Genomic DNA, 26,172 nt, shown 5'->3' on the forward strand with positions numbered 1-26,172 from the left:
ACTTAAATTGATGATTTTGAAATGGAAATTTGCTTTTTCCTTCCGGATGTATGCCGGTAATAGATCATCACCAGCATGCTCCTGATCAATACTGTTCAGGACCGATCATTTCAGAGATCAAGTCTGATCAGGTTTTTTGAGATAAGTGATCCGCCAAACTCCTGAAGTCGTCCTCCTTCATCGATCTTACCCAGGTCAAGTGCGCTGAACCCAAGTTTTTTCGCAAAGTTGATGACCTGTTTCTTAGGAACTTCCTCATCACCGGCAACAAATATGACCCTCCGTCCCCCGTCGCTTTCCGGGTCTGATGCCAGAATAGCGGCAGGTAAAGTGTTAAAAGCTTTGATTAGGGATGCCCCTGGGAAAAATTCAGCATTTACCTTACTTGAGGTCCTTCCACCCAGGTCTGCTGGTTTGAATTGAGGAAAGACAATTGCATTTGTGGTGTCAATGACGATCCGTCCGGCCCAATCGATCCCACGGGCGGCTGCCTGGACCTGATCGAATGGGACAGCGATCAGCACAAGATCCGAAGCAGCGGCTTCCGCAAGCGTACCTGTTTTAACCCGCTCGCCTAAAGAACTTGCAAGACCGGTCAATTCAGCGGGGGCTCTCCGGCTGCTGATGGTCACCTCGTAACCTGCCTTAGCGGCGTGGCGGGCTACCGCCTGGGCGATGTGCCCGGCACCTAAGATCCCGATCGAATTTTGTCCTGACACCTTAGTGCCGGTTGTATTATGATTTTCCATTTTTTTATATAATTATCACCTGGCCTCTTTGTGGCCTGACCTGTTCACAAATGGCCAGGCCGCCAAAGGCCGCGGGTGTCATTTGAACTGCCTTGTATTTGATTCCGCGTATGATATTACCAAGGGAAAGGACCGTCAGGACCTGAAAACAGGACTGCCGGGTCGTTTTCACCAAGAGCGGCACGGACAATGTTGCGTGAACCTTCTTCCACGGTCTCGGTACCCTGAAAATTGTTCAATGCAGTGGCCGTGAAGCCCGGGCTGGCTGCCTCCACCCGGATATTGGTGTCTTGTAATTCGATCGCTAAAGCCAGTGTGATCGCGTTGAGCGCTGTTTTGGAAATGCCGTAAACTACCCCAAAGCCCCCACGGAACGGAAATGCAGGATCAGCATTCAGTGTCAAAGAGCCCATACCACTGCTTACGTTAACGATACGCGCTGATGGGGCTTCGCGTAATAAAGGAAGAAAGGACTGTACCGTGGCAAGCTGTCCGAATACATTGGTTTCCCAAACGGTACGCACCTCGTCCAGGGACGCCCCTAAGGCCGTTCCTGATCCAAGTATCTCTTCCAACGACCTGTTAGGATCTCCGGCGTGCAGAAGGCCGGCATTGTTAACGAGCACGTCCAGCCTTCCGAAATCCGCTTTTACGCGCTCGGCAGCTGCCTTGATACTATTCTGATCGGCGACATCGATCACCAGACCGTGGGCATTTTCACCGATCTCAGCGACAGCTTCGCTGGCATTCTCCAATTTGCGTGTTCCCACGAGGACGATAAAGCCGCGTTGAGCAAGCTCTTTAGCGACCTGACGTCCGATACCGCGATTCGCACCGGTGATCAGCGCTACTTTTTTTTCTCCTTTGACTGCTGATTGCGCAGTTCCTGTTACTTGTGACATGTTATAAAAATTTAATTGTTAATAAATAATATTTGAATGAACGCTCAAGAATTATGAAAAAAATTTTTATTTCCTGAACAGATCGAAAAAATTTTCGATGACATTACTGATGCGTTTCTTATCCTTATAAAGAATGTAATTCTGGCCGAATCCAGGCAATGCAGCGACCATGATCTGTGCCATGTATTCAGCATTTAATTCTCCCTTGAGGGCTCCTTCCTTTTGCGCATCACTGATCATTTTTTCAAAAATGGCCAGTAATTTATCCATGCTTTCTTTCAGGACCTCGTGTATACTTTGGTCTTCACCTGCCAGCTCAAAGCAGGTCTTTGCAGAAAAACAGGAGTCGCCATTGATGACGGTATTGGTGACGATCTCCAGAAAATAGGATTGTAACCTGTGATAGGCGCCTTTTGGTTTATCGTCATTCGCCAGATCAAAAGATGCGATCGGAACGAGGTAATCTTTCAAACACAACAGGAACAATTCATGCTTATTGCCAAAGGTATTATAGATACTACCCGGGTTCAGGCCTGTCGCCTTTTCCAGGTCTTTCATTGATGTCGCATTGTAGCCCTTTTTCCAGAATACGCGCTGTGCTTTAGAGATCATCGTGGATTCATCAAATTCTATAATTCGTGGCATGCTGTCGATTTTTTTTGTAAAGGTGGTCTTTTTTGAATGAACATTCAAAATAAACCGGCTTATATGACATTTCATCAACGATGCAATTGAAACTGGTATATATTTGCTGAATTTTCAGACATCTGCCTCAGATCTCCCCGATATACTCATCCCATTCCACCATCTTGCCGGAGATCGGGAGAGCTTTTATTAGCACAAGTGCTGTTACGCCGGCATTATATCCGTCCTCTTCCTTTTTGTTGCCGGCTTTAACAAAGGCCAGAACTGAAAGGCTTATGAAAACAACTCCACTTCCTACAAGGAACTTGTTTTTGTTGGCTATAGGTAATATCATGATCATTTAGTGTTTGAATTTTGACCTGTAATGAAAACGATCATCAGGCTGGATCCTGAGCCTGATCATAAAGCAAACATAGGGTCATCCCAGATCAACGCACTTGATCTATGGTAAGAAATGTTGAAAGCTGATAAATTTTATTTTGTTGTTGCTGTGCTACCGCTTATATATAGCTTCCTTATATCTCCGCAAGCCACGGACCTATATTAATCCCCGTTGACATCGGGGTAGCGCAGCACCGGACGACTGATCGTTTCTCAGTAGTGGTGATAGTGGATCAACATCCAGCCCGTACTACAGACCAGCGTACCGGTCCTTTTTCTCAAAGATCGATCAACAACCATGATCTGTGGTTTTGCCGGGCAGTCCGAAAAAGTGGTGAGGATTTACTATTATGAAGATCAAATAAATGAACCTTCCCGGTATGAACTGACCATTCCGTTAACCGGTATACTGCACAAAAAAGGGCGGAAACCACACGGTAAACCTTGAAAAGTCCCAAATGAATATATAAATGCGTGCTTTCGATATTCCCTGAAGGTAAACTAATAGGAAACTTTACATCACTATCGCGATGAGGTTTGGGAGGTCGTATAAAGGTAGAACATCGCGAGACCTTACATTGATCTATAACATCAGTCTATGCAGGAATTTAAAAATTATTTACAGCGTTTCACAACGATAACTGACGAACAGTTCACTGATCTATCCAGCGAACTAAAGATCAGGGTGGCGACCAAAGGAGAGGTATTAACAGTCACCAGTTCTAAGACCAGATCATTTTTCTTTGTGTGTAAGGGCTTGCTTCGCTCTTATATCTTAGATCGGTATGGAAAGCAGCACATTATACAATTCGGCGCTGAGAACAGCTTCATTGGCGACCGGAACAGCGTGGGCTTTGAAGAATCAAACCGGTTCTATGTTGAAGCGGTCGAAGATTCCACGATAGTGGTGGTCAATCTTAATTTCATGGATCTTGCCGTTGCCAGCATCGAGAATTTTGCGTTGTTCAATACCCGCCGGCTAAATGATTTCATCGGAGAAAGTCAACAGAGAATAAGTTATTTGCTGTCAGACAGTGCAGAAGACCGATACACTCATTTCATCAAACTTTTCCCGCATCTGAATCTGCGTTTACCGCAAACGATGATCGCTTCCTACATTGGTATCACACCCGAATCGCTGTCCAGGATCAGAAAGAATCTTGTAAAGAGGAACATTGAGCCTGTCCCGGCCAGGGTGGCTCATGTGGGATAACAAAGGACCTTCCGGCGCTATCCGCCGGCAATGCGGATCAAAAGGATAATAAACCGGCGATCAGCAAAAGCATACCGGCGATAGGGGGGAGCAGGTCCCGAAACGACATATTGTTGAGACGTCCTTCTTTTTCCACCTCCCCATTGTTGAATGTTCGAAGAGGGAAGCGTTCCCGCGCTTGCTCGAATACGGGTGATAATGCGTAAGCAAAAATGACCAGTGCACAGCCGGCTTTTATAATATGGGTGAAGACAAATACGTAAGTTTCCATATGTTCATCGTATTAAGGTTGCATATTTTTTTAGGTTTTCCGAAGACCGGCCGCAATTTGACTGCGGCGTCCTCAGCCTGTTCATAGGCAAACATAATCAGATTAAAAGCCAGCGCACTTGATCTATGGTAAGAAACGCATTGACGTGATAGCACTGAGCAGCTGCTCACGGCTGGACAGGTAACGTTTGATAACAGCTGTTATTGCCGTGCTAATATTGTAAAACTGTTCTTTTAACTTTGCTGCACTGAACCCACTATCATCAATTAAATATGCAGTCCCCCCTTTATGCAGGCCCGGCCTACAAATACATCAGCGCTGAAAGTTTCAAAAAGCTGCTAACCGGTCGATCTATCTGGTATACCAGAGGAGATCGCTTCAATGACCCTTACGAGGCAAATCCCTACATGGTGCCGGTCGGCTGGAAAGATATGGTGAAGCTGGATAAAAGCAATGTACAAATGAACCTGGCACTGGCCACCAGTGCTTTTCATCAGCTATTCAGCAAGCTCTACATCACCTGCTTTTCAATGCGATCAAATTCACAACTGATGTGGTCCCACTATGCCGATGCACATAAAGGTATATGCTTTGGTATGGACCTGCCTGGAAACAACCCCGAAATTTACACGTTGGGGGACCCGGTCCCCGTAGCAGTGACCTATTGCAAAAGCCTGTTCGACGAACGCGAAAAAAGGCATATGAAGAGCGAAGACCTACCGCTTTACATGTCAACATTCAAATCGGATGAATGGGCCTATGAACAGGAAGTGCGTATGGTACTGCATACCGGAAATGACATCGAAGGTCGCTTCAAGATCATCAACGATGGTTATCATGCGACCGTTCCGCTCGACATAAAAAGGATCAACAAGGTGATCTTCGGCGCACGTTTAAGCGTAAAGGATGAAGACGATATCGTCAAGCTGTTTTGTAACCAAGGTCATCTGCCTGAATTTTACAGAATGGACCTGAACCCGGTCACCCTTGAATTCTTTGAAGAGAGGCTGCCGATCCGTGAGGCGATCATGGCATTCAACAAAAATTCAGGGAATGGTGAAGGTAAAATTGCATGAGCGTATGAAGTGATAGGGTTCAGGTATTATTTGGAGTAATCCGAGTAGACCGTCTCAACACTGGTCGTTACGGTCTTGCCCAGGAACGCAGCCTCCATATTTAAGAGGTCTTTTAACGGGAGGTACCGCCGGCCTGTGCTATCGTAGGTAAAGGTCGTTAAAATGCTGAATTTCCCGGCGGTCAGCGGACCGATCTTGACCGGCTTTTCATTTACCAATCGCAGTGTCACCAGTTGTTTGGTCCGGAGATCCACCGTCAGTAGGACCCGGCAATCCTTAAGGAATAACGCATCCATTGGGATCGACGCCGCGTCAAGTTTATAGCTGATCACCAACTGGTCTGCCGTCTCGCCGTCTATTCTGTAAGTTCGCTCGTCTGGTTTGTCTACCGGCGCCTTTTCCCGTATATTACGGAATATATTTGTTTCATAAAGGGAGGGGGCTTTGCCATCCACAGCAACTACTTTCCATTGCTCGCGGCTGGCAGACGACGGGTCGAACCTGGCCTCAAGTACTTTTGTTTTCCCTGCAGTGATGGTAGATTCTTTCAGGGCGAAAGCACGGTCGGTAGGTGTCCGCAGGTTCACCGGGTCAAGAAAAGATCCGTCAAGGCCGTATTTTATAACAGCTGCAGTGACCAGTGAACGCTGCGCAGAGACCTGCGTTGCGGACGCTGATAATATCAAAAAGGCACACAGCCCAATGATGCGTTTAAATGTGCGGAATAAAAGCATGTTGTCTTTCATCATTGTTTGTTTTTTTGCACAGCTCGCGACCGGTCCGCAAAGGCGACCGTTTATAGCACGGCCATGACACCTCTGCAAGAACGCGGTCCGTAAGCTGATATCAGAAATTGTTGACGGGATCAGTTGGTCGTATGATCAGGGGGTGCCGTAAGCATTTTGGTGTTAATGAACTCCAAAAATTCTTTTTTATAAGCGTCGCCGATCGATAGGGGTCGCTCTTCATTCAGGATCCTGACCATATTGCCCTCTACTGCCGTCAGATGACTGAGTGAAATAATGAAAGACTTATGGATGCGCACAAAACCTCTCGCAGATAAATGTTCCGAAAGCTCTTTCAGCTTGAGGTAAGTGATGATCTTTTTCTGATCATCCATATGTATGATCGCATAGTTACTCAATCCTTCGATATAATTGATCCTCCGCGAGTCGATCTTCAGAAGTTTTCCCTTTTGTTCCGTTTTGACGAATACATAATGGTCCTGCTCGGCAACCGGCTTATTATTGTTGTGGATCGTCCACAAACGGTTGACCGCTTTCAGAAAACGCAGGAACGGGACCGGCTTCAGCAGGTAATCCACTACCGCATGTTCAAACCCTTCCAGCGCATATTCTTTATAGGCCGTGGTCATGATGATATGGCTGTCTTTGCTGATCAGCTTCAGCATCTCAATGCCGGTCAGATGCGGCATCTGCACATCGAGGAACACCAGTCCGGGTTTGAGGTCGGTGATCATCTGCAGTCCCTTTACCGGATGGGTAGCTGTACCCACGACCCGCAGAAAATGTACCTGGCTGATATGCTCGAGCAGCAGGTCTATCGCATGCTGTTCATCATCTATTATTACGCAGTCTATCATACCGTAAATTTTACTTTTAAGTTTACGCGGAAATATTCACCAGTCTCCCGGATCATGAATGAGGAGCGGTCATCATACGTCAGCTTCAATTGCTGCCGGATATTCTGCAGCCCGACACCATTGGACAGTTCCCGGATCCCTTTACCTTTCTTGTTTTCAATACAGAAGTCAAGCTCGTTCACCGTGGTACTGATCAGGATACGCAGCGGATGTTCCGCGTCATGTAGGTCACCGTGTTTGAAAGCATTCTCGACCAGCGTGATCAGTACCAGCGGCAGGATACTAATGGACTGGTCATCGATCTGTTCTTCATAACGGATATTCAAAGCATGGTTGTGACGGCGCTGGTTGATCTCGATCACATTTTTGAGATGCTCCAGTTCATCCATGATATTGACTTTGCCATCTACACTTTCACTCGTTCCTAATGCATAGCGCATGATATTGGCCAGCATCAGCACGGAGTCCGCTGTTTCTTTGTCCGTCCTGATCACCTTCCCGTAAATGAAACTTAACGAGTTGAACAGGAAATGCGGATTGATCTGGTGTTTCAATGCCATCAGTTCTGCTTCGGACCTTTGCTTTTCGAGCATGATGCGCTCCTTACTTTTGTTTACCCATTCCACCAGCAGCGCCACCGAAAGACCGCTGACCAGCGTAAAAAGATAGGAGATCAACAGTATCCAGCCTAACGAGTCTTCGGACAACTTGCTGGCGGCCGCGTTGCCGTTCTTACTTCCATACAGATAGTCACCGTAGTTGACACAGAACTTTACAGCGAACAGGCTCACCGTGATCAGCAAAGCATCTCTCCGGCTGCGGTGCCCGTGCATTGTGGGAAGGATCACCACGAAGATCAGTATATAAAGGGTGATGACCGACTCTGCGACAAAGCTCAGGATGCCCAGGGCAAGCCCGTTCTGGCCTGCGAAATTTCGCAGCGTTCTCTCCGGGGTGACCAGATAGGACAGCATAAAGAATGAGCCGTAAATGAACAGGGAGAATACGGTCAGTAACAGTAAACGCCTGCTCTTATATTTAACGAAATTCAAAGTTGCCCGTATCATCGTGTGCTTATCAATGGGTGCAGCCGATCCGGCTTTATTCGTATTTGATGAAAGTAGCCATTATCTTTTTCTGTTTGATGTCCATCGTAGATGAACTGCTCGTGCCGATCACATTCTTCTTCTTTGAACGGGTGACCACGCCCGTACCTGTTTGCGATGTTGATACCACTTCTTCAGTGAGGACCATGATCACGCCGTCAGCCCCTTTGGCCTTTCCCAGCTCGATCACTTTTTGCTGAGCAGTCTCCAAAGATCCGAATCCTTTCCCGATATCGGTAGTACCCATGGTCGTAAAATTCTTTTTGACATCTTCCTTGGCCAGGTAAACATCCACGTTCGATGTCGGCGCATAGGTTTTACCAAAATACTTTGGTGAAGAGCATGCGGTCAGCAATCCCGCGACCAGTAGTGTAAGCATTGCAAATGTTGTTGCCTTTTTCATTTTTGATTCTTTTTAAATAATGATCAATAAACAGATGTTTTTTGGGTGGACCCCTTTTACGAATGTTACTTCGCCAGATCCATGAACAAAAGTATCAGGTATCAGACCGGCACGGAATTCTGTTATGCTAACGGGCATTTTGTCTATGTCAAACCGGAAACCGGGCCGGCAGCCGAGCAAAAACTTCATGATAGTGTAAGGATTGTAAAAACAGCTTGTAGGTATTTAGGTAATTCCCTAAGTTTGTGCTGTGAAATTACTGGAAGTGATCAAATCATTGTCGAATCAAACCCGTTTGGATATCCTCACCTGGTTGAAAGATCCCTTCGCTTATTTTCCGGCCGATGAGTTAACTGACTTTAAGCCGGAATTAGGGGTTTGTGTCTCTGATATAGCTAAAAAGGCAAAAATGTCTGTACCTACGGTCTCCGTATATCTAAAGAACATGTCGGCAGCTGATCTTTTGGTGGCAACAAGAAAAGATCAGTGGACCTACTATAAACGCAATGAAAAAATGATCCAGGAACTGGCTCAGGTGATCAGGGATACTTTATAAAAAAAAATTTCACGCAATACTTAGGGATTTAGCTAAATGTATAAATTACTAAATACATATATATCATGAAAGCAGCAGTGCTTAACGAGTTCGGCTCGACAGAAAAATTTGAAATAGTTGAAGTGCCAACCCCGAAACCAGGGGTTGATGAAGTATTGGTAAAAGTGATGGCAACATCTGTCAATCCACTGGACTTTCAGGTCCGGCGGGGAGATTACAGGAATGAACTGCAACTGCCGGTCATCACCGGGCATGACGTGTCGGGTGTGATCACGGAGGTCGGCCCCGGCGTAAAAAATTTTAAAATAGGCGATGAAGTTTATTATACACCGGAGATATTCTACGGGAACGGAAGTTATGCGGAATATCATGTTGCCAAAGAAACTATCATCGGAAGGAAACCGAAAAACGTAAGCCACCTGGAAGCGGCTACGTTTCCTTTAGCAGCCGGCACGGCCTGGGAAATGCTTTTTACGCGGGCTCAGCTTAAGACCGATCAAACAATATTGATACATGGCGGCGCAGGCGGCGTTGGGATACCAACCATTCAATTGGCTAAGTCTATTGGTGCCATAGTTTACACAACGGCCAGAACCGTACACCATGAGTTTCTTAAAAGCCTTGGCGCGGATCATGTCATCGACTATGAACGAGAAGATTATATCGACGCTATCCTGAAGCTGACCGCAAATAAAGGCGTAGATGTGGTGATAGATACTATAGGCGGTAACACCCTATCCGACAGTGGTAAGATCCTGGCTCAGATGGGACACGTGGTCACTTTGGTCGATATTGAAAGACCGCAGAACCTGATCCACGCCTGGGGCAAAAATGCCACCTATCATTTTGTGTTCACCAGGCAAAGCAGGAACAAACTGGACGAACTCACCAAACTGATTGAGACCGGAACGCTGAAACCTGTTTTAAACAAAGTCTTCCCTTTGGCTGAGATCGGAAAAGCGCATAACCTGCTTGAATTCAGAGACAGCGACCCGAACTTTTACGGTAAAATAGGTATCCAGATAGGTAACTGATCATTATTGAACAGACAGAAATGGACGATCAACCGATCTTTTAAACTGCGGATCAAGCGCTGGTTGAATGGCTATATGAAGAATTCATCGCTTACTGTGCCGAAGCCATCACCTAAGAGAACGTAGGCAAAAGCACATTCAACGGAAAGGCCGAACTGCTGAGTTATATAAGCTCGGCCTATGAAGGAATGACTTTCACCACTGAGATCTCCGGCAAAGAAAATGATATTATCGCCGAACCTGGCCGGATCGTGCTCTGGAACGAAGAAAATGCAATAAGCAGTTCTTATTGCGACGTCTGGAAGTTTAAGGATGGCCTGATCGAACAGGTGACCTCATTGGTGATCAAACGTTATGCAACAATAGGTCGTACTGCGACCTATTGCCATTTTTACGTAATAAAAAGGTCCAAAACGCAAATTATATTGAAACGATAGGTTTAATATAGCTATATTTGAACCATCATGCCGAGAAATAAGGAATTTGATTTTGACGAAAAACTGGTGACAGCCCGCGATCTTTTTTGGAAAAAGGGCTATAACGCAACGACGATGAATGACCTGGTTGATCATATGCAGATCAACCGGAGCAGTCTGTATCTTGCCTACGGTAGCAAGCACGATCTTTTTTTAAAGGCCCTGGCGAACTACATCCGGCAAAAGGATCAACAGTATACTAAGGCTGCCAAAAAAAGTGAAAAACCTTTGGAGGCTATCCGTGAGATCATCTATTCGGTGCTCGCCTCTGCGGTCGAAGATACCAACTGCCTGTTCACCAATTCGGTATTTGAATTGGGCACCACCGATCATGAAGTCGCAGCCATGCTTAAAAAGCAGACCTTGAAAGCGGTCACTCTGTTCGAGCAACTGTTATTACAGGCAAAAAAGGACGGATCACTACGGTCCGCTAAGGAGCCGCGTGCATTGGCCAACTTTTTAGTATCCGGACTGGTCTCGATCTACAACACGCAGATCCTATTTTCAGATGCAGAGTTAACGAGACAGACCGCTGAAATTTTGGTAGGTGCTATAGACCAATAAATTTTTTTATCCTATATTGAAACGATAGGTTTAGTTTAATGGTTAAATTTCGAGGATTTTCGCCTTTCAAGATCTGCCAAGCTCCATTCAACGCTTAAAACAAAATCTAAGTATACAATGCAAACAATTAAATTGAACAATGGCGTCGAGATGCCGCTTGTAGGATTAGGGGTATTCCAGATACCGGACCTCAATGAGTGTGAACAAACCGTTTTGACCGCCATCAAAGCGGGCTACCGCCTGATAGACACGGCCTCATTATACCAAAATGAATCAGCTGTAGGCAATGCCATCAAGAAAAGCGGCGTACCGCGCGAAGAACTCTTTATTACTACCAAACTATGGGTGCAGGACGCCGGCTATGAGAGAACTAAAATAGCTTTCGAAAGATCGCTCCGGGAGTTACAGTTGGAATACGTTGACCTTTACCTGCTACACCAGTCGATGGGAGATTATTACGGTTCATGGCGCGCGATGGAGGAACTGTACCGCGATGGCAAGATCCGCGCTATCGGGATCAGCAACTTCTTCCCCGACCGGGTGGTTGACCTGATCGCCCACAACGAGATCGTCCCCGCCGTGAACCAGATCGAGATCAATCCCTTTTACCAGCGACCTGCCGAGCACGAACTGTTGAAGAAAAATAACATCGTAACACAGTCCTGGGCATCTTTTGCGGAAGGGAAGAACGAAATTTTCAGCAACGAGGTGCTGACTGCTATCGGTCGTAAATATGGTAAGTCGGTAGCACAGGTGACCCTGCGCTGGTTGGTCCAGCAGGGGATTGGCGTGATCCCAAAATCGATCCGCGAAGAACGCATGATCGAGAATTTTAACATATGGGATTTTGAGCTTACCCAGGAAGATTTCGAGGCCATAGCAAAGCTGGATACCGGCAAAAGTGTGTTCTTTGATCACCGCGATCCGGAAACGGCTGAATGGCTGACCAAACTGACCTTCTGATACGCCGTCAGGCCAGGATTAAAAATCTACCGGTGCCATGATCATAAGCGGTCATGGCATTTTTTAACCGATAAAACATGGAAAAGATCAGATTAAGTAACGACGCAGTAATGCCCATGCTGGGGTTAGGGGTATACCAGTTGACAGACCCGCAGGAATGTGAACGGGCGGTCATCAACGCCATTGATGCGGGTTACCGGCTAATAGACACAGCGTCTGCTTATGGCAATGAAAAGGCTGTGGGCCAAGCGATCAAAAATAGCGGCATCAACCGGAACGAGCTCTTCATTACCACAAAGGTCTGGGTCTCGGATGCTGGCTACGGATCAACGAAAAATGCGATCGAAAGATCACTACAGCGACTGGATGTTGATTACATCGACTTGTACCTGGTTCACCAGGCGGTGGGAGACTATTACGGATCCTGGCGGGCAATGAGTGAATCAAATAAAAATGGCACGATCAGAACGCTTGGCGTCAGTAATTTCTTTCCGGACCGGATCGCCGACCTGATCGCACACCATGAGATCAAACCAGCGGTCAATCAGATAGAGGTTCATCCTTTCTATCAACGTGCGCATGAACATCAGTTCCTGCAGCGGAACGATGTGCAGGTGCAATCATGGGCATCATTCGCGGAAGGCAGAAATGATCTGTTCCTTAACGATCTGCTGGCTGGAATAGGAAGACGATACAATAAGTCGGTTGCGCAAGTGACGCTGCGCTGGCTTATCCAGCGTGGCATCGCTGTTATTCCAAGATCGGCCCGAAAAGAACGGATCAAAGAGAATGCAGCAATATGGGATTTCAGCCTTACTGCGGAAGAAATGAGTGCAATCGCCACCCTGGACCGGAAGGTAAGTGCCTTTTTTGACCACCGGGACCCGGGGATCATTGCGAAATGGGTAGATCGAAAATTCTGATCATTTATTTATTTAAACAGGAAAGATCATGAGAACAAACACACTGGGAGAACTTAAAGTTGGTCGCATAGGCCTGGGCACCATGGGTATGTCTGCCTATTACACCATGGGCGAACAGAACGAAAAAGAGGCTCTCCGGACCATTCACCGGGCGATCGAACTAGGCGTGAACCTGATTGATACCGCAGAGGTCTACGGACCGTTTACCAATGAGATACTCCTTGGTAAAGCTTTGCAAGGAAGAAGGGACCAGGTAGTGCTTGCCACTAAATTCGGACTGATCTCCCACGCTGACGGCGGATCTAATACCATAAACAGTAAGCCCGGGAACATCCGCAAGGCAGTAGAGGGATCGCTCAGAAGACTGAACACCGATCATATTGACCTGTACTACCAGCACCGCGTTGACCCCAACACTCCTATAGAAGATACGGTCGGCCTGCTATCCGACCTGGTCAGGGAAGGTAAGATACGTTATATCGGTCTGTCAGAAGCTGGCGCGGAAACTATACGGAGAGCGCACGCTGTTCATCCGATCACCGCGCTTCAGAGTGAATATTCCCTTTGGGTGCGGGATCCGGAACGGGAAATATTACCTGTCTTGCGGGAACTGAATATCGTTTTGGTTGCCTACTCACCTTTAGGCCGCGGCTTTTTTACAGGAAAGATCAGGTCGCGTGACCAGATAGCGACTGATGATTTCCGCAGAAATAACCCCAGGTTCAGAGGAGAGAACTTTAACCAGAACCTTGAACTATTGAAGGAAGTGGAAGCCGTGGCAGAAGACGCCAATGCTACACCAGGCCAGGTGGCATTGGCATGGCTGCTCGCACAGGGGAGCGATATCGTTCCGATACCAGGGACCAAACAAGTGCAACGATTGGAAGAAAATGTTCATGCAGACCACATCGAACTTTCTAAAGTTCAAATTGCTGCGCTGGATCACCTCCGTCCGGCCGCCGGGGAAAGATATGAGGAGATGCACATGTCCTGGATCGAAAAGTAAATATGGCTCGCGCGCAGGACCACGCTTCCTGGAATAAGGATGATCGCGCTGATCTTTTCTTGGCCGGCAGCGATGCACAGGCGTTGGCATATACAAACGGCTGGTTCACATAATTTAATTTTTCGGTCAGGACAGCCCGATTACTTTCGGCAACGATCTCTCCGTGGCGATATGCTCCACTTAACAGATCAGGTTTATTGCTCAACATCAACTGATATGAAATCCATGAAACATTTTAAACTATACGCTGTGATCAGCGTAACTGCCGCTATCTTCTTTTGGGGCTGTAAAAAAGATTCCGACCAGGCAACAGACCCTGATCCGTCAGGAAATGATCCGATCGGCTGCGTGATCGATAAGAATGCCGAACGGGATATTGCGTTCAGGCCGGACCCGGGCAAGCAAAACCGCGACCTGCTGCTACGCGGGATGGGCGTCGAGCCCACACCCTGCAGTGTGGTAACGCCGATCAATATCTGGCTGGTCAAACAGTTCACCGGCTGGAGTCAGCCCGCAAGGGACCTGACCAGCAGGGAGGACCTGAAAATGCCCTATCTTGCGATCTATGTCGCTGTGTTGTTCGAAAAGAATATGCAAGAGCAATATTTCGGTCTTAACGGTGAATACACCGATCAAATAAAAGGGACATTCAATGATCTGAAACGCTTTTGGGACATTGAAGCAAAAAATATTGGCTTGGTCGCTGCTCATGGTTCCCAGTTGCGTGACAGGGATAAAGTGTATACTGTTTACAGGTCACAATTCGGTTTGAGTCCCGACACTTCCCGGTCATATGCTGATGAGGTGATCGCTTCCCTTAAAAAATATCCGGAGTATCTTAATGGCAATCATCCGTTCTTGACTTTCAATGCTTATGCCCATCAGGAAAAGAACTATAGCTGCGTCGGCCAGGTCCCGGATAAGGTGATCCTCGGTGATGGCTTCTTGCGGGCATATGATCAGTTGGGGTATGGTGATATAGCCCCTCAGGCGATCTTAGCCCATGAGTTCGCCCACCAGATCCAATACGACCTGGGCATTATGGATCATAGTATCAAATATACCCCGGAACATAGCCGGCGCACAGAATTGATGGCAGACGCCTATGCGGCTTATTTTCTGGCACATCAGGAAGGAAATGGCAAACAATGGAAAAGGGCTCAAAAATTCCTCGACATTTTCTTTAATGTTGGGGACTGCGACTTTAAGAACAACCTGCACCACGGGACGCCTGATCAAAGACGCGCTGCGACGGTATGGGGCGCGAACCTCGCAAACAGTCCTCAGGATGCAAACCTTATACTTTCCGGTAAAAGATTTGCTGAATTGTTCGATGCCGAACTACCGGATCTTGTCAAACAATGAAAAAACGCAGATCAATATCGCTATAAAATAAGATGACCGGGTTTCGATCCGGTCATTTTGTTTTATAACAATTCAGACGCTTTACAGGCTCAGCTATTTCATCATCCGGTTAAAATGTTTTAAGTATAGCGCTGCGCGATCTCCGAACGCGGGGGCATCGCGAACATTTGTGACGTTGTTCGCCGTATAACTACCCATCAGGCCGTTCACCCTGATATCGGCTACGTGCCGGCCGTCGCTTATGGAAGCCATCATTACATTTCCGGCCCAGGCCGTGGTGCCGGTCATCTCAGTTATCGCTTAGCAAGCACCATTCATTTTGAAGTGTGAAGGTGATATACCGGTATGGTTCTTAAAAAATTTACTGAAGAAGAACTGGTTGCTGAAATTTAAGCGATCGGCCACATCACCGATCGTCAGTGACGGCGCATCCAGTAAGATCCTGGCTTCCGCAATTACCATCTCATCGATCAGCTGACCGACAGTTTTTCCGGTGACCTCCTTTATCGCTCTTGATAGATGCTTTGGTGTAACGAAGATCTTATCAGCATAGAACTGAACACTTCGCTGGGTATAAAAATGTTCGGAGAGCAATTTAAGAAAACACATCAATAATTCCTCCTTTCGGGTAAACCTTGAAACCGCATCACAACGATGCTTTTTAAAGATAGCCGCCGCTTCCAGCATGAAAAGGTTAAAGGCATGGAACATGACATCATCCTGAAAAGCATGTTCCTTATCCGAATGACAGTTCCTTAGCATTAACATCAGTTGATGTAAAGTTTCCGCTTCAGCGGCACTTAACTTGAAATGAGGATCATTGTCAGTGAACAGGATGTTGAATACTTCTGAGTGTTTTTTATGGATCAGAGACCCGGAGAAAAAGTCTTTGGTGAAACCGGCCCCGATCAGTTCGCCGTCCTTTTCGGTATGAAACTGATGGATCACTCCCGGTGAAAGAATGAACAGGTCGTTCTTTACGATCTCATAATCCAATAAACTGTAGGTCATGTTGGTTTTCCCCTCAAGCGCAAGCAGGAAAACAAAATGGTCCCCCTTTACCGGCTTTTCATATTTTGGGATACCGGACAACTCACTGCTCCTTGTCACATGGAACTCATTGCCGAGCGTATTCTTCCCTGAGGAACTATTGATCTCGCCAATTGATAGGATCGGTACTGATCTGAAAGTATCATTCATTATTATCAATTAATCATCCGGCATTGTAAGGCCTTTAAGGTAATACGTGGCAGTAGTTTCTTTCGATACAGCCTGGCATTGCCCTTTAAATATAACCAACTTGATCGAAAAGCGCAAATCAGATATACTAATGCGCCGTTTCGCCATTTGATCTGCAGCCTCGTTTTAAAACTTTTGTACCGTCTCACGTACACTAATATTAAACTTAATGGCAACGAAAAAAGTAGATCAAGAGGCCGGGACCCAACATATTCCGCCAGCGTACACGCATATAATCGTCGGTGGCGGCTCAGCGGGGGCAGTGCTTGCCAATCGATTGAGTGAGGATCCTTCATTGAGTATCCTGCTGCTTGAAGCAGGGGAAACATTTGAGGAAGACAAGTACCCGGAAGTTTTGGCCAACAGCCAGATACTGGGCGCTAACGGCGATAGCAGGTATGACTGGGGGTATCGGTCCGTACCTGACGATACGGGCTATTCCATCCAGATCGCCCGTGCTAAAGTACTTGGCGGTTGTTCAGCGGTCAACGGCGCCGTAGCGGTCAGAGGTATCCCCAACGACTTTAAGCGCTGGACCGAACTTGGTTTGAGCGGGTGGTCCTTTGAACAGGTATTGCCCTATTACAAGAAACTGGAAAGATCGGACCTGGATGATGATCGCTGGCACGGACGTGACGGCTACCTGCCGGTCAATCAGTTGACCCGTGACGACCTTTCTCCCATGCAAACGGCGTTCATGGACGCTGCCAAAGCGATGGGATTTGACGAGATCGCTGACTTCAATGGAGAAAGGCAGTATGGCGTCGGTGCCTATCCTGCCAATATAGTTGCCGGTATTCGCATGAACACCGGCATGACCTATCTTAAAGCGTCTGTGCGCCAACGTACTAATCTTACGATATTCGGCCATGTGCTCGCCGACCGGGTGTTGTTTGAAGGCAAGACAGCGATCGGCGTGCTGACCGCTGACGGTCGGGCTTTTTTGGCGACACAGATCATTTTATCCGCAGGCACTTACGGCAGTGCGGGCATCCTGCAGCGCTCAGGAATAGGGCCGTCCGACGTGTTGGAGCCGCTTGGTATCCCGGTCATCGCTGATCTTCCGGTAGGCAAAAACATTCTCGATCATCCCTTTTATTTCAATACCTACTCGGTTGACCCTGAAAAGATAGGACGTCTATCACCGGTAACCGGCGTCAATGTCTGGACCCGTTCTTCTTATGCCGGCCCGGAAGAACTGGATATACATATCACGGCAGGGCACCTTTTTGATCCTGCACAAAGTCCGACCGGCGCAGGTTATGTGATCGGTGTGGCGCTTACCAACCCAAGTTCCAGGGGAACCGTCAGGATCAGCAGCAAGAACGCTGTTATTCCTCCGGTGATCGATCTGAACTTTCTGGCAACGGAAGAGGATGAGCAAAGACTGCTTCAGGGTGTAAAGCTCTCCCGGCAACTGGCGCGAACCGCACCGTTGAACGGCTTGACCATTGACGAACTGGCCCCTGGGCCGACGCGAACAGCGGACGAACTGCTCCTCACTGCCATCAGACAGACCTTGAATTCTTACAACCACGTCATAGCATCTGCCCCTATGGGAGTAGAAGGAAGTGACGCCGCCGTTGTGGACTCAACTGGTGCAGTATATGGCATACAAGGATTACGGGTCGTGGACGCCTCCATCTTACCGGACTTCGTTTCTACTGGTCCTAACGTGACCGTGATCATGGCAGCGGAAAAGCTGGCAGATATCATCAAGGCTGATAAACAGATTGAAAACCCCGACAAATTAAATATTACAGCATGAGTAAGGACCTATCAGCTAACCTGTCATCCGAACCTAAACTCAATTGGATCAACGGCGAATGGGTGGACAGTCGGACCTACAGGGACAGTTACGATCCTGCCACCGGAAAACTGATCGGCCGATACGCGGACGGCGGTCTCGACACAGCAGTACAGTGCGTTTCCTCGGCAAAGGCAGCCTTCTATAACAGCGACTGGAGAACTAACCGTCAACTGCGTGCTCAGGTATTGAATGAACTTGCAGCCGCATTCGAAAACCATACCGAAGAACTGGTTGGCATGCTTTCACTGGAGAACGGCAAGATCGCCGCCGAAGCCCGTATGGAGGTAAGCGGCGTTCCACCTAAACTGCGTTACTATGCCGCGCTGGTCCTGACGCAGAGCGGTCGCGCTTTGGAGACGACCGCCGGCAGTTTCAGCATGGTGCTGGAAGAGCCTGTTGGCATTGCCGGCATCATCGCGCCATGGAATTCTCCGGTCATTCTAATGATCCGTTCACTGGCCCCGGCATTAGCCGCCGGCTGTACGACAGTTGTTAAAATGCCTGGCCAGACCGCGCAGGTCAACGCTTTGATCTGCGAAATATTTCACTCGGTCAATAGCCTGCCGAAAGGAGTGATCAACCAGTTCACCGAAAGCGGGTATGAGGGCGCTGCCTATCTGGTCAGTTCACCGGACGTACCGTCGATCAGCTACACCGGCAGTACAGCGACCGGAAAGATCATGATGAAGAATGGCGCAGATCATTTGAAACGGTTCGGCTTCGAACTAGGGGGGAAGACGCCCATGATCGTTTTTGACGATGCGGACCTGAATAAGGCAATACCAGTGCTTGCCAAAGCGGTGACCCTTTTCGCCGGGCAGTTCTGTATGACCGGCAGCCGGATCCTGGTGCAAAATAATATTGCAGATCCATTGATAACGGGTCTGACTCAGCGGTTGTCCGCGATCAGGGTTGGCCCCGCCTCAGACCTTCAAAGTGAAATGGGGCCGCTGATCGATAAGGGCAGCACAGAACGGGTCGACGGCCTTGTTGAACAAGCCATTGCGAGTGGTGCGAAAGTATTGCTTCGCGGGGGCAAAATAACGGGTAGCGAATTATCGAAAGGTGCTTTTTACAAACCGGTCCTACTACAGGTGACCGACCATACCCTCAGCATCGTACAGGAGGAGACCTTCGGCCCGGTAGCCACTATTCAGGTCTTTGATACGGTCGAGCAAGCGATCATGCTGGCCAATGACAATAAATATGGACTGGCAGCCTCTGTCTGGAGTACTAATGTCGATCTTCCTTTACAGGTAAGCAGGAGACTGGACGCAGGTACGGTTTGGATAAATAACTGGGCAAGGATACATGACGAGTTCGAAGAAGGTGGTTTCAAGATGAGCGGACTCGGCCGGTTGAACGGAATGGCTGCCATGCATGACTTCATTCAGTTCAAGCACATTCATCATGAGGCCGGTGTAGGTCAACCCTGAAACCGAGCCAATTCACCCTATCAATCAAAGCCAAATGTCAGCAACCGGATCAAGAACTGAATTACCATTACCCGACCGTTTACCCGTGATCACGATCGTAGAACTGAAGCCCAAAGTGCCAATGGCGGGTGAAGCCCTTGGTTCAATTTTCCATATCATAAACGCGGCCTCAAGATTTGAGGGTTATCAGGCGGCAGACATTTACAGGAAAGTTATGACCGGCGCGCCAACGGAGTATGCCATTATTCTGCGATTTGACACCTATGATCACATGCGTGAATGGAACAACTCACCAGTCAAGGCACAGCACATTGCATTGAGTAAGCACTTTTTCGATGAAGTGAAACCGGAACTGTCCCTGACCGGCTTGGATTTTTGGTTTGACAATAAACCGCAGGGCACGACAACACCGCCCCCTAAATGGAAAATGCTCCTGGTCACTGTCGTGGTCATTTTCATCATGCTTAACGCGGTCATGCCTTTGATCGGCAGGATACTTAGCTATTCCGGCTTACCCGGGCTGTTCAACACACTGATCGGTGTGGTCGTCATGGTATCTATGATGACCTACGTGATCATGCCCGCGGTAACAGGTTTACTGCACCGCTGGTTATTCACCATTCAAGATAGTCAATCGAAAAATTAGAACTTAAAAAACAACGATCCTTATGAAAGATTCAATGAAAGAGCAAAAACAAGGTCTTCACGAAGACTTCTACTTTACCAAACACGGCTTTGAAAAAGCAGATTGGCACGACCATGCCCCTTCACCGCAGCATTTCCAGCCAGCGTACCTGAGTACGCCGGAATTCCAGAAGAACGGTTATCATTGTGAAGAACTGAAGGATGGTTTCTATTGGGTGACCAGCGGCGGGTATGATGCCGCTTTCTTTGTGACAGACGAAGGAGTGATCGCTATAGACGCCCCGCCGATCCTCGGAGAGAACATGTTGGCTGCGATCGAGTCGGTAACCGACAAGCCCATTGTGAAGGTCGTTTACAGTCACTGGCACTCCGACCACATCGGCGCCGCATCCATGTATCCTGAAGGTGTCGAGATCATTGCCCATGAGATCACCCGGGAACTGCTCACCCGTTTCCCCGACAAATTGCGTCCGGTGCCGACCCTCACCTTCGAGGATAAATATGTGATCGAATTTGGCGGTAAAAAACTCGAACTTACTTATAAAGGGGCTAATCACTGCCCCGGGAATATTTTCATCTATGCTCCCGTACCAAAAGTACTGGTTAAGATCGATATCGTCAGCCCGGGTTCTTGCGCATTCATGCACTGCGACGCATCGGAAAACATCAGCGGCTGGGTCGAGGCACATGACCAGATACTGGAGTTCGATTTTGATTTTCTGATCGGCGGACATATCACCCGTTGGGGTACACGGCAGGATGTGATCACCTCAAGGGAATACTTTCATGACATGCTTGCATTCGCCGATGAGGCATTGATGCAATGGAGTACACCCAATGGTGCCGGTATATTCTTTGCAGCCAACCCCGTTGATCAATACTCTGTCGGAACGGTGAACTGGATCAATTCGATGGTGAATTATGTCACTGAAAAGATGCTGTCCAAAGTAACGTCAAATGGACAAAAATGGGAGGAGCGCCTTGCTGGTGTCACGACCAATACTAAGTATCACGCTTACACGATAGTAGAATCAACCCGTACAGAGCGTACGCACAAAGGCTACCAAAAGCGTGGAACGGGCGGCTCAGATTACTTTATCTGATCCAGGATCCTCCCACTTAACTGCCGCACTGTCTCTTCCAGGTAGTGCGGCATATGAACAAATTAAAAATAAACAAGATAAAATGCCAGATCAACATATCATCCAGCGTAGGGTAAAAAGCAAGTGGTCAATGACCGTGCACAAAGATACTTTGATCCATAAAGCCGGACTCGTGCTACCCCCCGGGAACTGGAAAGACTTTGACCCGTTCCTGGTGATGGCTGAGGACCGTATGCGCCGGGGGGCTTTTGACTATCATCCGCACCGGGGCATTGAAACGGTGACCTATATGATCGATGGGGTATTGAACCATAGCGACAATCGCGGTAACCAGGGGAAGTTGAAACAGGGAGATACACAATGGATGTCTGCAGGAAGCGGTCTGCTGCACCTGGAGGAGGCACCTGAAGATGACATCGCTCATCTTTTACAGCTATGGGTAAACCTGCCCGCTGCAAATAAGATGGACACGCCACGTTATCAGGATATCCCCTATGAGAGTTTGCCGATCCGTCTGGAGGATGGCGCCGAGATCCGGGTGATCTCAGGCTCCTCGGGAGGTGTTCGTTCTGCAACGGCGAACTATGCGCCCGTTATCATGCTGGAAATATTACTCCGGAAAGGACATACCGTTAAACAAGACCTGCGTGCTGACCTCAACGGATTCATCTATGTATTGGAAGGCTCCGGTGTATTCGGCTCGAACGAAATGGAAGGTCGTAAGAACGATGTGCTATGGCTGGAGCCTTCGGTCGACCATCCTAGCGAGGTCGCGATCACGGCTACGGAACCATTAAAGCTGTTGTTGTTTGCCGGTGAACCCTTGCGGGAACCGGTCGCTGCAAGGGGGCCATTTGTGATGAATACGGAAGCGGAACTTGACCAGGCTTTCAAGGACTTCAGGGATGGGAAGTTCGGCAGTTGGAAAGATCAGCACTGACCGCTATCCATTTCTTATTTGTTGATACTTATTTAAAAGTCAATGCCTGAACGTAGTGTTTCACAAATTATCGGTCCGCGACCCACTCGTGGCTTCTTAGGTGAAGGCCATGTCGCTATACCCCTTCTTGAAGGCAGGGGACTTGAACAAACGGATCCCTTTATCCTGCTTATGGATGATCAGTTAGATCTCCCCGGACAAGTGATCGTCGGAGGCCCACATCCCCATGCCGGGTTCGAGATCATCACTATCGTGCTGGAGGGACAGGCCGGTGAAGGCAGTCGCGCTTCGTCTGCTGGCGACCTCGAATGGCTGACCGCTGGCAGCGGCATTGTGCATACGGAAGAGATCAAAAGCCGGGTAAAACTGAGGATCCTGCAATTATGGCTGCAATTGCCGAATGGCAAGATCTGGATGGAACCGCAATGGCAAAAATTATCGCTTCAAAATGTACCAGTGATAAAACAGGGCAGGTCAGCGGTACGGGTATACAGTGGTACTGCATTGGGTTTGACGTCTCCCGTTATCAATCAGGTTCCGACGATCATCCTGCATGTGGAACTTGCTCCGCATGATGAGATGCCCATTGAGATACCGGCGTCCTATAATGGGTTGATCTATATGCTCGAAGGCTCGATCAATGCCGGACGGGATAGGATGACCATTGCGCATTCGCAGGTTGCCTGGCTGGACCCGGTGACCGGGTCAGCAGATAGTAAGCTTGTAGTTAGCGGAGGCGGATCCGGCGGTCGATTTGTTCTATACGCAGCTGAGCCTCAAAATGCGGTGATCTACAGCAAGGGCCCGTTCATCTCGGATGGGCCGGACGATTTTCAGCACTTATATCACCGCTATAACACTGATAAGATGCTTCCTTTAAAAGACCTGCCGGAGAGCAGGAAATTTCAACGTTAAACAAAGTGTGTTTTTCATTTTATACCGGCCATTTTAATATATGTGGTATTAGCAAATTTTTTTCTGCTGCCTGTAGCTGAAAAAATACGAGTTTACGAAAATCAGGGTGCCGATTATACCAGCATATTAAAGATTATCCATTTTGCGGTGATAGCCTTTGGTGTTACCTATATAGCGCTTTCTTTATTATTACTAAAAGAACATCGTAGGAAAATTTCCGATCAACTTTCCTACGTGGAGAAGATCAATTTGAATTGGCTAAACATTCTAATAATCGGCATGGGTGAGATCTGGATGTCTGTTCTTGTTGGCAACGATACGACCACCTTTGCGTGTTTAGCCCTGTTTATCCTATACACAGGGTATTTTGGCGTAAAAAAGGTGGGCATTTTTACTAATAAGTTAGAGGTTCAGGCACAGCAATATGAGGAGGCAACATCGCCTGTCGAATACCAGAAATCAGCTAAAGGAGAATTACTTCTATCAGAGGTGCATCTGGAGCTGTTAAAACTGATGGATCAAAAAAAGCTCTTTAAAGATCCGGAGTTAAGTTTGGACACACTCGCCACACAGTTGAACGTCCATCCAAATAGCCTATCTCAGGTTATCAATACGTTACAGCAGAAGATTTTTTACGATTATATAAACGAACTAAGAATTAATGAATTTAAAACGAATGCTCTACTACCTGAAAACCAACGGTTCACATTGCTGTCATTGGCTTATGAAGTTGGTTTTAATTCTAAGACTTCATTCAACAGAAATTTCAAAAAGATAACAGGGTTATCGCCAACGGCTTATTTAAAGCAACAGCACGTACAATTACAAGCCGCAATTTGAGTCAAAATAAGTGCCACCTTACAAAGTGGAACTATTTAAAGGACCATGTAACCCATTTTTGTGCATAGTATTGGACAGGCTTTTTTTAAGTATTGTCCGGTCGGCTTGAACTTGATTAATTGAAATGAAAATAGATTGCTTGGGTGTTGTTTGCTGTATTGGCTATTCTTATCGGATTGTGCCTGCTTAAATATCTCTCAAATGAGGGGAAAATTGGAATATTGAATAGTAAACCTGATTGGCTCCTGAGTAGCGTGATCTGGAAGATCTCCTTTTATACACATATTGTTTTCGGCGGAGATGATTACATGATAAGACCAGATCTTTTCCTCGTACAGTTTGTTTTCATTGGCCGACTTTCTGGTCAATCTGTAATTTAGATCCGTGACGACAGAAGCGCAGGCTGCGACCACCGGACTACATGCACTGATCAGAATGGAGTAATTGATATTCATGGGGTTTAGTTTAAAGCCAATTTAACAAAACACCATTTACCTATTTGTATGGCCTTAGCGCTATGAAACTAATCTCAAGGTTGGTGCCCCGCCTTTTAAAATCAAGTGAATTCTTGATTTCGTTTAGATCAAATTTGAAATCAGCTATTTTTTGCGGAGCAGTCCCCTCTTACTGAAGCATAACTCAGCAACGATCAAAAATTATGTAAAGAATAAGCCGGACTTACAAAAATAAATATCGACCGCTTAATAAAAAAGGCCAAGTGTTTCCACCTGACCTTAAAGGTGATTTATATCCTTAAATTATTTATGAAGAGTTGAATCAATAAGCGTCTTTAAACGATGTTTGATTGCGTTTGTCTGTTTTCTTTAATAGGCTTCTTCTTACCCCATTTACGATTGTACCAGATAATGGTTCCGGTCACCGGCAAGCTGGCCCCAATGATACAGGCAATGAATGCCAGGATCTTTGTAGGTAACCCGAGTATCTGTCCGGTATGAATGTCAAAATCCATGCGGTAGACCTTTTCGCCAAACGAAAGTTCATCATAACTGCGTTCGTCCTGCGTATTAAGGTAAATTCGTTTCAGTGAAAACTGGTCATAATAATATTGCGCGCGGTTATAAATGAGCGTACCATCGCCAAAAAAAGCAGTAGCGTGATAAGCCCCTTTGGTATTTTCCGGCATGTTGATCATCACTCGGCTGTAATCGGGATGTTTTTGCTGCATATCCTGCCAAACCAGATCGTTTTTATTATGAAGTACGGATTTAACAGCCAACAAAGTATCAGAATGCGGACCACCTTCTCCAAGCCGTTCATGGGTTTGCCAGGTTAAGGTCTTGTACAGCCCATCAGCGAACCAGTGGAAAGAAAAAGTAATGCCGGTAACGGTCAGTAGCAAAACGAACAGCAGTGAATAAAAACCCAGTACGTTATGCAGGTCAATATTCAGACGCTTCCACTTAGCATCCCATTTGACCTTAAAGCTCTTATCCCGTGTTTTCTTGGTCCACCTCTTTGGCCACCACCAAATAAGGCCGGTTGTGAGTATGACAAGGAAGATGATGCAGCCGCTACCGACAATCGGGCTACCTATTTTTTGCGGCAGCCATAGAAAACGGTGACCAGCCCGCACTACAATGAAAAACATTTCAGCCGGTGATGGTTCGCGCTTATCAAATACCACATGACCGGTGTACGGATCGAGATAGAGCATAGCGAATTTTTCGGCGGGCAGGTGGAAAGTTAAGATAGCCGATTTGCCCTTGCCATAGGTAATATTCATCAACACGCTACCTGTATCCTTGTGGGCATTCAGATAATTCTTTCCCTGCTTTTCCAGCACTGAGGGTTGGAGGAAAGCCCGCTGCTTTTCCTCCAACCGCTGGTACTTTTCGGTAAAATAAAAGACCTCATAACGAAATACCCATAGCCCGCCTGTCAGGCAAACCACAAACACAATGATGCCGGATATCAAACCCAGCCAAAGGTGCAGCCACTCCGATACTTTTCGGAAGATAGACTTCTTTTTCGCGGTCTTGATCTCCAT

The 26,172-nt window shown here is 47.3% G+C and carries 30 protein-coding genes; 18 read left to right on the plus strand and 12 right to left on the minus strand.

Annotation, left to right across the window (positions count from 1 at the left end):
* Positions 1-110: 110 nt before the first annotated feature.
* The 4 genes from QE417_RS01855 to QE417_RS01870 form a co-directional block, all read right to left on the minus strand.
* Positions 111-749 carry an NADPH-dependent F420 reductase gene (locus QE417_RS01855; RefSeq protein ID WP_311947164.1) on the minus strand — a complete coding sequence of 213 codons (639 nt, stop codon included), beginning with the start codon at positions 747-749 and terminating at the stop codon, positions 111-113.
* 116 nt (positions 750-865) lie between these two features.
* On the minus strand, positions 866-1,651 hold the full coding sequence (locus tag QE417_RS01860) for an SDR family NAD(P)-dependent oxidoreductase (protein ID WP_311947165.1): 786 nt from the start codon (positions 1,649-1,651) through the stop codon (positions 866-868).
* A gap of 66 nt (positions 1,652-1,717) precedes the next feature.
* Entirely contained in the window at positions 1,718-2,296 is a 579-nt protein-coding gene (locus tag QE417_RS01865) for a TetR/AcrR family transcriptional regulator (protein WP_311947166.1), read from the minus strand.
* Positions 2,297-2,423: 127 nt separating this feature from the next.
* The gene (locus QE417_RS01870) at positions 2,424-2,636 is read right to left on the minus strand and encodes a hypothetical protein (protein WP_311947167.1); all 213 of its coding nucleotides are present in this window, start codon (positions 2,634-2,636) and stop codon (positions 2,424-2,426) included.
* A 339-nt stretch (positions 2,637-2,975) separates the two neighbouring features.
* Between QE417_RS01870 and QE417_RS01875 the strand changes: the two genes are divergently transcribed.
* Together QE417_RS01875 and QE417_RS01880 are read left to right on the plus strand one after the other, a co-directional pair.
* Positions 2,976-3,125, plus strand: coding sequence for a hypothetical protein (locus tag QE417_RS01875; protein ID WP_311947168.1), 150 nt, complete (start codon positions 2,976-2,978; stop codon positions 3,123-3,125).
* 150 nt (positions 3,126-3,275) lie between these two features.
* Positions 3,276-3,890 carry a Crp/Fnr family transcriptional regulator gene (locus tag QE417_RS01880; RefSeq protein ID WP_311947169.1) on the plus strand — a complete coding sequence of 205 codons (615 nt, stop codon included), beginning with the start codon at positions 3,276-3,278 and terminating at the stop codon, positions 3,888-3,890.
* A 37-nt stretch (positions 3,891-3,927) separates the two neighbouring features.
* Here QE417_RS01880 and QE417_RS01885 read toward each other — a convergent pair whose 3' ends face one another.
* On the minus strand, positions 3,928-4,161 hold the full coding sequence (locus QE417_RS01885) for a hypothetical protein (protein WP_311947170.1): 234 nt from the start codon (positions 4,159-4,161) through the stop codon (positions 3,928-3,930).
* 272 nt (positions 4,162-4,433) lie between these two features.
* On the opposite strand from QE417_RS01885, the gene QE417_RS01890 reads away from it, so the two are divergent.
* A complete protein-coding gene (locus tag QE417_RS01890; protein WP_311947171.1) occupies positions 4,434-5,237 on the plus strand; it encodes a DUF2971 domain-containing protein in 804 nt (267 codons plus the stop codon).
* A 26-nt stretch (positions 5,238-5,263) separates the two neighbouring features.
* On the opposite strand, the gene QE417_RS01895 is transcribed toward QE417_RS01890, so the two are convergent.
* From QE417_RS01895 to QE417_RS01910, 4 genes are all read right to left on the minus strand, one after another.
* Positions 5,264-5,986, minus strand: a complete 723-nt coding sequence (locus tag QE417_RS01895) for a hypothetical protein (protein ID WP_311947172.1) — start codon at positions 5,984-5,986, stop codon at positions 5,264-5,266.
* A 116-nt stretch (positions 5,987-6,102) separates the two neighbouring features.
* The gene (locus tag QE417_RS01900) at positions 6,103-6,840 is read right to left on the minus strand and encodes a LytR/AlgR family response regulator transcription factor (protein ID WP_311947173.1); all 738 of its coding nucleotides are present in this window, start codon (positions 6,838-6,840) and stop codon (positions 6,103-6,105) included.
* Positions 6,837-7,814, minus strand: a complete 978-nt coding sequence (locus tag QE417_RS01905) for a sensor histidine kinase (protein WP_311947174.1) — start codon at positions 7,812-7,814, stop codon at positions 6,837-6,839. The genes QE417_RS01900 and QE417_RS01905 overlap by 4 nt, the downstream gene beginning before the upstream one ends.
* Before the next feature lie 127 nt (positions 7,815-7,941).
* Positions 7,942-8,349: a hypothetical protein gene (locus QE417_RS01910; RefSeq protein WP_311947175.1), complete on the minus strand. Its 408-nt coding sequence runs from the start codon at positions 8,347-8,349 to the stop codon at positions 7,942-7,944.
* Positions 8,350-8,599: 250 nt separating this feature from the next.
* On the opposite strand from QE417_RS01910, the gene QE417_RS01915 reads away from it, so the two are divergent.
* From QE417_RS01915 to QE417_RS01950, 8 genes are all read left to right on the plus strand, one after another.
* Positions 8,600-8,905, plus strand: a complete 306-nt coding sequence (locus tag QE417_RS01915; protein WP_311947176.1) for an ArsR/SmtB family transcription factor — start codon at positions 8,600-8,602, stop codon at positions 8,903-8,905.
* 65 nt (positions 8,906-8,970) lie between these two features.
* A complete protein-coding gene (locus tag QE417_RS01920) occupies positions 8,971-9,939 on the plus strand; it encodes a zinc-dependent alcohol dehydrogenase family protein (protein WP_311947177.1) in 969 nt (322 codons plus the stop codon).
* A 188-nt stretch (positions 9,940-10,127) separates the two neighbouring features.
* Entirely contained in the window at positions 10,128-10,376 is a 249-nt protein-coding gene (locus QE417_RS01925; RefSeq protein WP_311947178.1) for a hypothetical protein, read from the plus strand.
* 27 nt (positions 10,377-10,403) lie between these two features.
* On the plus strand, positions 10,404-10,979 hold the full coding sequence (locus QE417_RS01930) for a TetR/AcrR family transcriptional regulator (RefSeq protein ID WP_311947179.1): 576 nt from the start codon (positions 10,404-10,406) through the stop codon (positions 10,977-10,979).
* A 117-nt stretch (positions 10,980-11,096) separates the two neighbouring features.
* Positions 11,097-11,942 (plus strand): aldo/keto reductase, encoded by an 846-nt coding sequence (locus QE417_RS01935; protein WP_311947181.1) that lies wholly within the window; start codon positions 11,097-11,099, stop codon positions 11,940-11,942.
* Between the two features lie 77 nt (positions 11,943-12,019).
* Positions 12,020-12,865, plus strand: a complete 846-nt coding sequence (locus QE417_RS01940; protein ID WP_311947183.1) for an aldo/keto reductase — start codon at positions 12,020-12,022, stop codon at positions 12,863-12,865.
* Positions 12,866-12,893: 28 nt separating this feature from the next.
* Positions 12,894-13,871: an aldo/keto reductase gene (locus QE417_RS01945; protein WP_311947184.1), complete on the plus strand. Its 978-nt coding sequence runs from the start codon at positions 12,894-12,896 to the stop codon at positions 13,869-13,871.
* Positions 13,872-14,087: 216 nt separating this feature from the next.
* Positions 14,088-15,236 (plus strand): hypothetical protein, encoded by a 1,149-nt coding sequence (locus QE417_RS01950; RefSeq protein WP_311947185.1) that lies wholly within the window; start codon positions 14,088-14,090, stop codon positions 15,234-15,236.
* Between the two features lie 300 nt (positions 15,237-15,536).
* Here QE417_RS01950 and QE417_RS01955 read toward each other — a convergent pair whose 3' ends face one another.
* Both QE417_RS01955 and QE417_RS01960 read right to left on the minus strand, forming a co-directional pair.
* A complete protein-coding gene (locus tag QE417_RS01955; RefSeq protein ID WP_311947187.1) occupies positions 15,537-16,436 on the minus strand; it encodes a helix-turn-helix domain-containing protein in 900 nt (299 codons plus the stop codon).
* 9 nt (positions 16,437-16,445) lie between these two features.
* The gene (locus QE417_RS01960; protein WP_311947189.1) at positions 16,446-16,583 is read right to left on the minus strand and encodes a hypothetical protein; all 138 of its coding nucleotides are present in this window, start codon (positions 16,581-16,583) and stop codon (positions 16,446-16,448) included.
* A gap of 61 nt (positions 16,584-16,644) precedes the next feature.
* Between QE417_RS01960 and QE417_RS01965 the strand changes: the two genes are divergently transcribed.
* The 7 genes from QE417_RS01965 to QE417_RS01995 all read left to right on the plus strand — a co-directional run bounded on the left by QE417_RS01965 (position 16,645) and on the right by QE417_RS01995 (position 24,164).
* Positions 16,645-18,243, plus strand: a complete 1,599-nt coding sequence (locus QE417_RS01965) for a GMC family oxidoreductase (RefSeq protein WP_311947190.1) — start codon at positions 16,645-16,647, stop codon at positions 18,241-18,243.
* Complete coding sequence (locus QE417_RS01970; RefSeq protein WP_311947191.1) at positions 18,240-19,721, plus strand: aldehyde dehydrogenase family protein; 1,482 nt, start codon at positions 18,240-18,242, stop codon at positions 19,719-19,721. Before QE417_RS01965 ends, QE417_RS01970 begins: the two co-directional genes overlap by 4 nt.
* A gap of 34 nt (positions 19,722-19,755) precedes the next feature.
* Positions 19,756-20,367 (plus strand): hypothetical protein, encoded by a 612-nt coding sequence (locus QE417_RS01975; protein ID WP_311947192.1) that lies wholly within the window; start codon positions 19,756-19,758, stop codon positions 20,365-20,367.
* 22 nt (positions 20,368-20,389) lie between these two features.
* On the plus strand, positions 20,390-21,469 hold the full coding sequence (locus QE417_RS01980) for an MBL fold metallo-hydrolase (RefSeq protein WP_311947193.1): 1,080 nt from the start codon (positions 20,390-20,392) through the stop codon (positions 21,467-21,469).
* A gap of 82 nt (positions 21,470-21,551) precedes the next feature.
* Positions 21,552-22,409, plus strand: coding sequence for a pirin family protein (locus tag QE417_RS01985; RefSeq protein ID WP_311947194.1), 858 nt, complete (start codon positions 21,552-21,554; stop codon positions 22,407-22,409).
* Positions 22,410-22,451: 42 nt separating this feature from the next.
* A complete protein-coding gene (locus tag QE417_RS01990; protein WP_311947195.1) occupies positions 22,452-23,324 on the plus strand; it encodes a pirin family protein in 873 nt (290 codons plus the stop codon).
* 42 nt (positions 23,325-23,366) lie between these two features.
* The gene (locus QE417_RS01995) at positions 23,367-24,164 is read left to right on the plus strand and encodes a helix-turn-helix domain-containing protein (RefSeq protein WP_311947197.1); all 798 of its coding nucleotides are present in this window, start codon (positions 23,367-23,369) and stop codon (positions 24,162-24,164) included.
* 790 nt (positions 24,165-24,954) lie between these two features.
* Here QE417_RS01995 and QE417_RS02000 read toward each other — a convergent pair.
* On the minus strand, positions 24,955-26,172 hold the full coding sequence (locus QE417_RS02000; RefSeq protein ID WP_311947198.1) for a PepSY-associated TM helix domain-containing protein: 1,218 nt from the start codon (positions 26,170-26,172) through the stop codon (positions 24,955-24,957).

Source organism: Mucilaginibacter terrae, assembly GCF_031951985.1.
Classification (GTDB): Bacteria; Bacteroidota; Bacteroidia; order Sphingobacteriales; family Sphingobacteriaceae; genus Mucilaginibacter; species Mucilaginibacter terrae_A.

Coding starts and splice junctions, on each gene's coding strand:
- QE417_RS01900 (WP_311947173.1), bottom strand. CDS start 6,840: ATGATAGACTGCGTAATAATAGATGATGAACAGCATGCGATAGACCTG.
- QE417_RS01945 (WP_311947184.1), top strand. CDS start 12,894: ATGAGAACAAACACACTGGGAGAACTTAAAGTTGGTCGCATAGGCCTG.
- QE417_RS01965 (WP_311947190.1), top strand. CDS start 16,645: ATGGCAACGAAAAAAGTAGATCAAGAGGCCGGGACCCAACATATTCCG.
- QE417_RS01875 (WP_311947168.1), top strand. CDS start 2,976: ATGATCTGTGGTTTTGCCGGGCAGTCCGAAAAAGTGGTGAGGATTTAC.
- QE417_RS01895 (WP_311947172.1), bottom strand. CDS start 5,986: ATGATGAAAGACAACATGCTTTTATTCCGCACATTTAAACGCATCATT.
- QE417_RS02000 (WP_311947198.1), bottom strand. CDS start 26,172: ATGGAGATCAAGACCGCGAAAAAGAAGTCTATCTTCCGAAAAGTATCG.
- QE417_RS01955 (WP_311947187.1), bottom strand. CDS start 16,436: ATGAATGATACTTTCAGATCAGTACCGATCCTATCAATTGGCGAGATC.
- QE417_RS01975 (WP_311947192.1), top strand. CDS start 19,756: ATGTCAGCAACCGGATCAAGAACTGAATTACCATTACCCGACCGTTTA.
- QE417_RS01990 (WP_311947195.1), top strand. CDS start 22,452: ATGCCTGAACGTAGTGTTTCACAAATTATCGGTCCGCGACCCACTCGT.
- QE417_RS01925 (WP_311947178.1), top strand. CDS start 10,128: ATGACTTTCACCACTGAGATCTCCGGCAAAGAAAATGATATTATCGCC.
- QE417_RS01960 (WP_311947189.1), bottom strand. CDS start 16,583: ATGGCGAAACGGCGCATTAGTATATCTGATTTGCGCTTTTCGATCAAG.
- QE417_RS01985 (WP_311947194.1), top strand. CDS start 21,552: ATGCCAGATCAACATATCATCCAGCGTAGGGTAAAAAGCAAGTGGTCA.
- QE417_RS01885 (WP_311947170.1), bottom strand. CDS start 4,161: ATGGAAACTTACGTATTTGTCTTCACCCATATTATAAAAGCCGGCTGT.
- QE417_RS01860 (WP_311947165.1), bottom strand. CDS start 1,651: ATGTCACAAGTAACAGGAACTGCGCAATCAGCAGTCAAAGGAGAAAAA.
- QE417_RS01870 (WP_311947167.1), bottom strand. CDS start 2,636: ATGATCATGATATTACCTATAGCCAACAAAAACAAGTTCCTTGTAGGA.
- QE417_RS01920 (WP_311947177.1), top strand. CDS start 8,971: ATGAAAGCAGCAGTGCTTAACGAGTTCGGCTCGACAGAAAAATTTGAA.
- QE417_RS01855 (WP_311947164.1), bottom strand. CDS start 749: ATGGAAAATCATAATACAACCGGCACTAAGGTGTCAGGACAAAATTCG.
- QE417_RS01890 (WP_311947171.1), top strand. CDS start 4,434: ATGCAGTCCCCCCTTTATGCAGGCCCGGCCTACAAATACATCAGCGCT.
- QE417_RS01910 (WP_311947175.1), bottom strand. CDS start 8,349: ATGAAAAAGGCAACAACATTTGCAATGCTTACACTACTGGTCGCGGGA.
- QE417_RS01980 (WP_311947193.1), top strand. CDS start 20,390: ATGAAAGATTCAATGAAAGAGCAAAAACAAGGTCTTCACGAAGACTTC.
- QE417_RS01930 (WP_311947179.1), top strand. CDS start 10,404: ATGCCGAGAAATAAGGAATTTGATTTTGACGAAAAACTGGTGACAGCC.
- QE417_RS01905 (WP_311947174.1), bottom strand. CDS start 7,814: ATGCTGTCCTATCTGGTCACCCCGGAGAGAACGCTGCGAAATTTCGCA.
- QE417_RS01880 (WP_311947169.1), top strand. CDS start 3,276: ATGCAGGAATTTAAAAATTATTTACAGCGTTTCACAACGATAACTGAC.
- QE417_RS01865 (WP_311947166.1), bottom strand. CDS start 2,296: ATGCCACGAATTATAGAATTTGATGAATCCACGATGATCTCTAAAGCA.
- QE417_RS01970 (WP_311947191.1), top strand. CDS start 18,240: ATGAGTAAGGACCTATCAGCTAACCTGTCATCCGAACCTAAACTCAAT.
- QE417_RS01950 (WP_311947185.1), top strand. CDS start 14,088: ATGAAATCCATGAAACATTTTAAACTATACGCTGTGATCAGCGTAACT.
- QE417_RS01935 (WP_311947181.1), top strand. CDS start 11,097: ATGCAAACAATTAAATTGAACAATGGCGTCGAGATGCCGCTTGTAGGA.
- QE417_RS01940 (WP_311947183.1), top strand. CDS start 12,020: ATGGAAAAGATCAGATTAAGTAACGACGCAGTAATGCCCATGCTGGGG.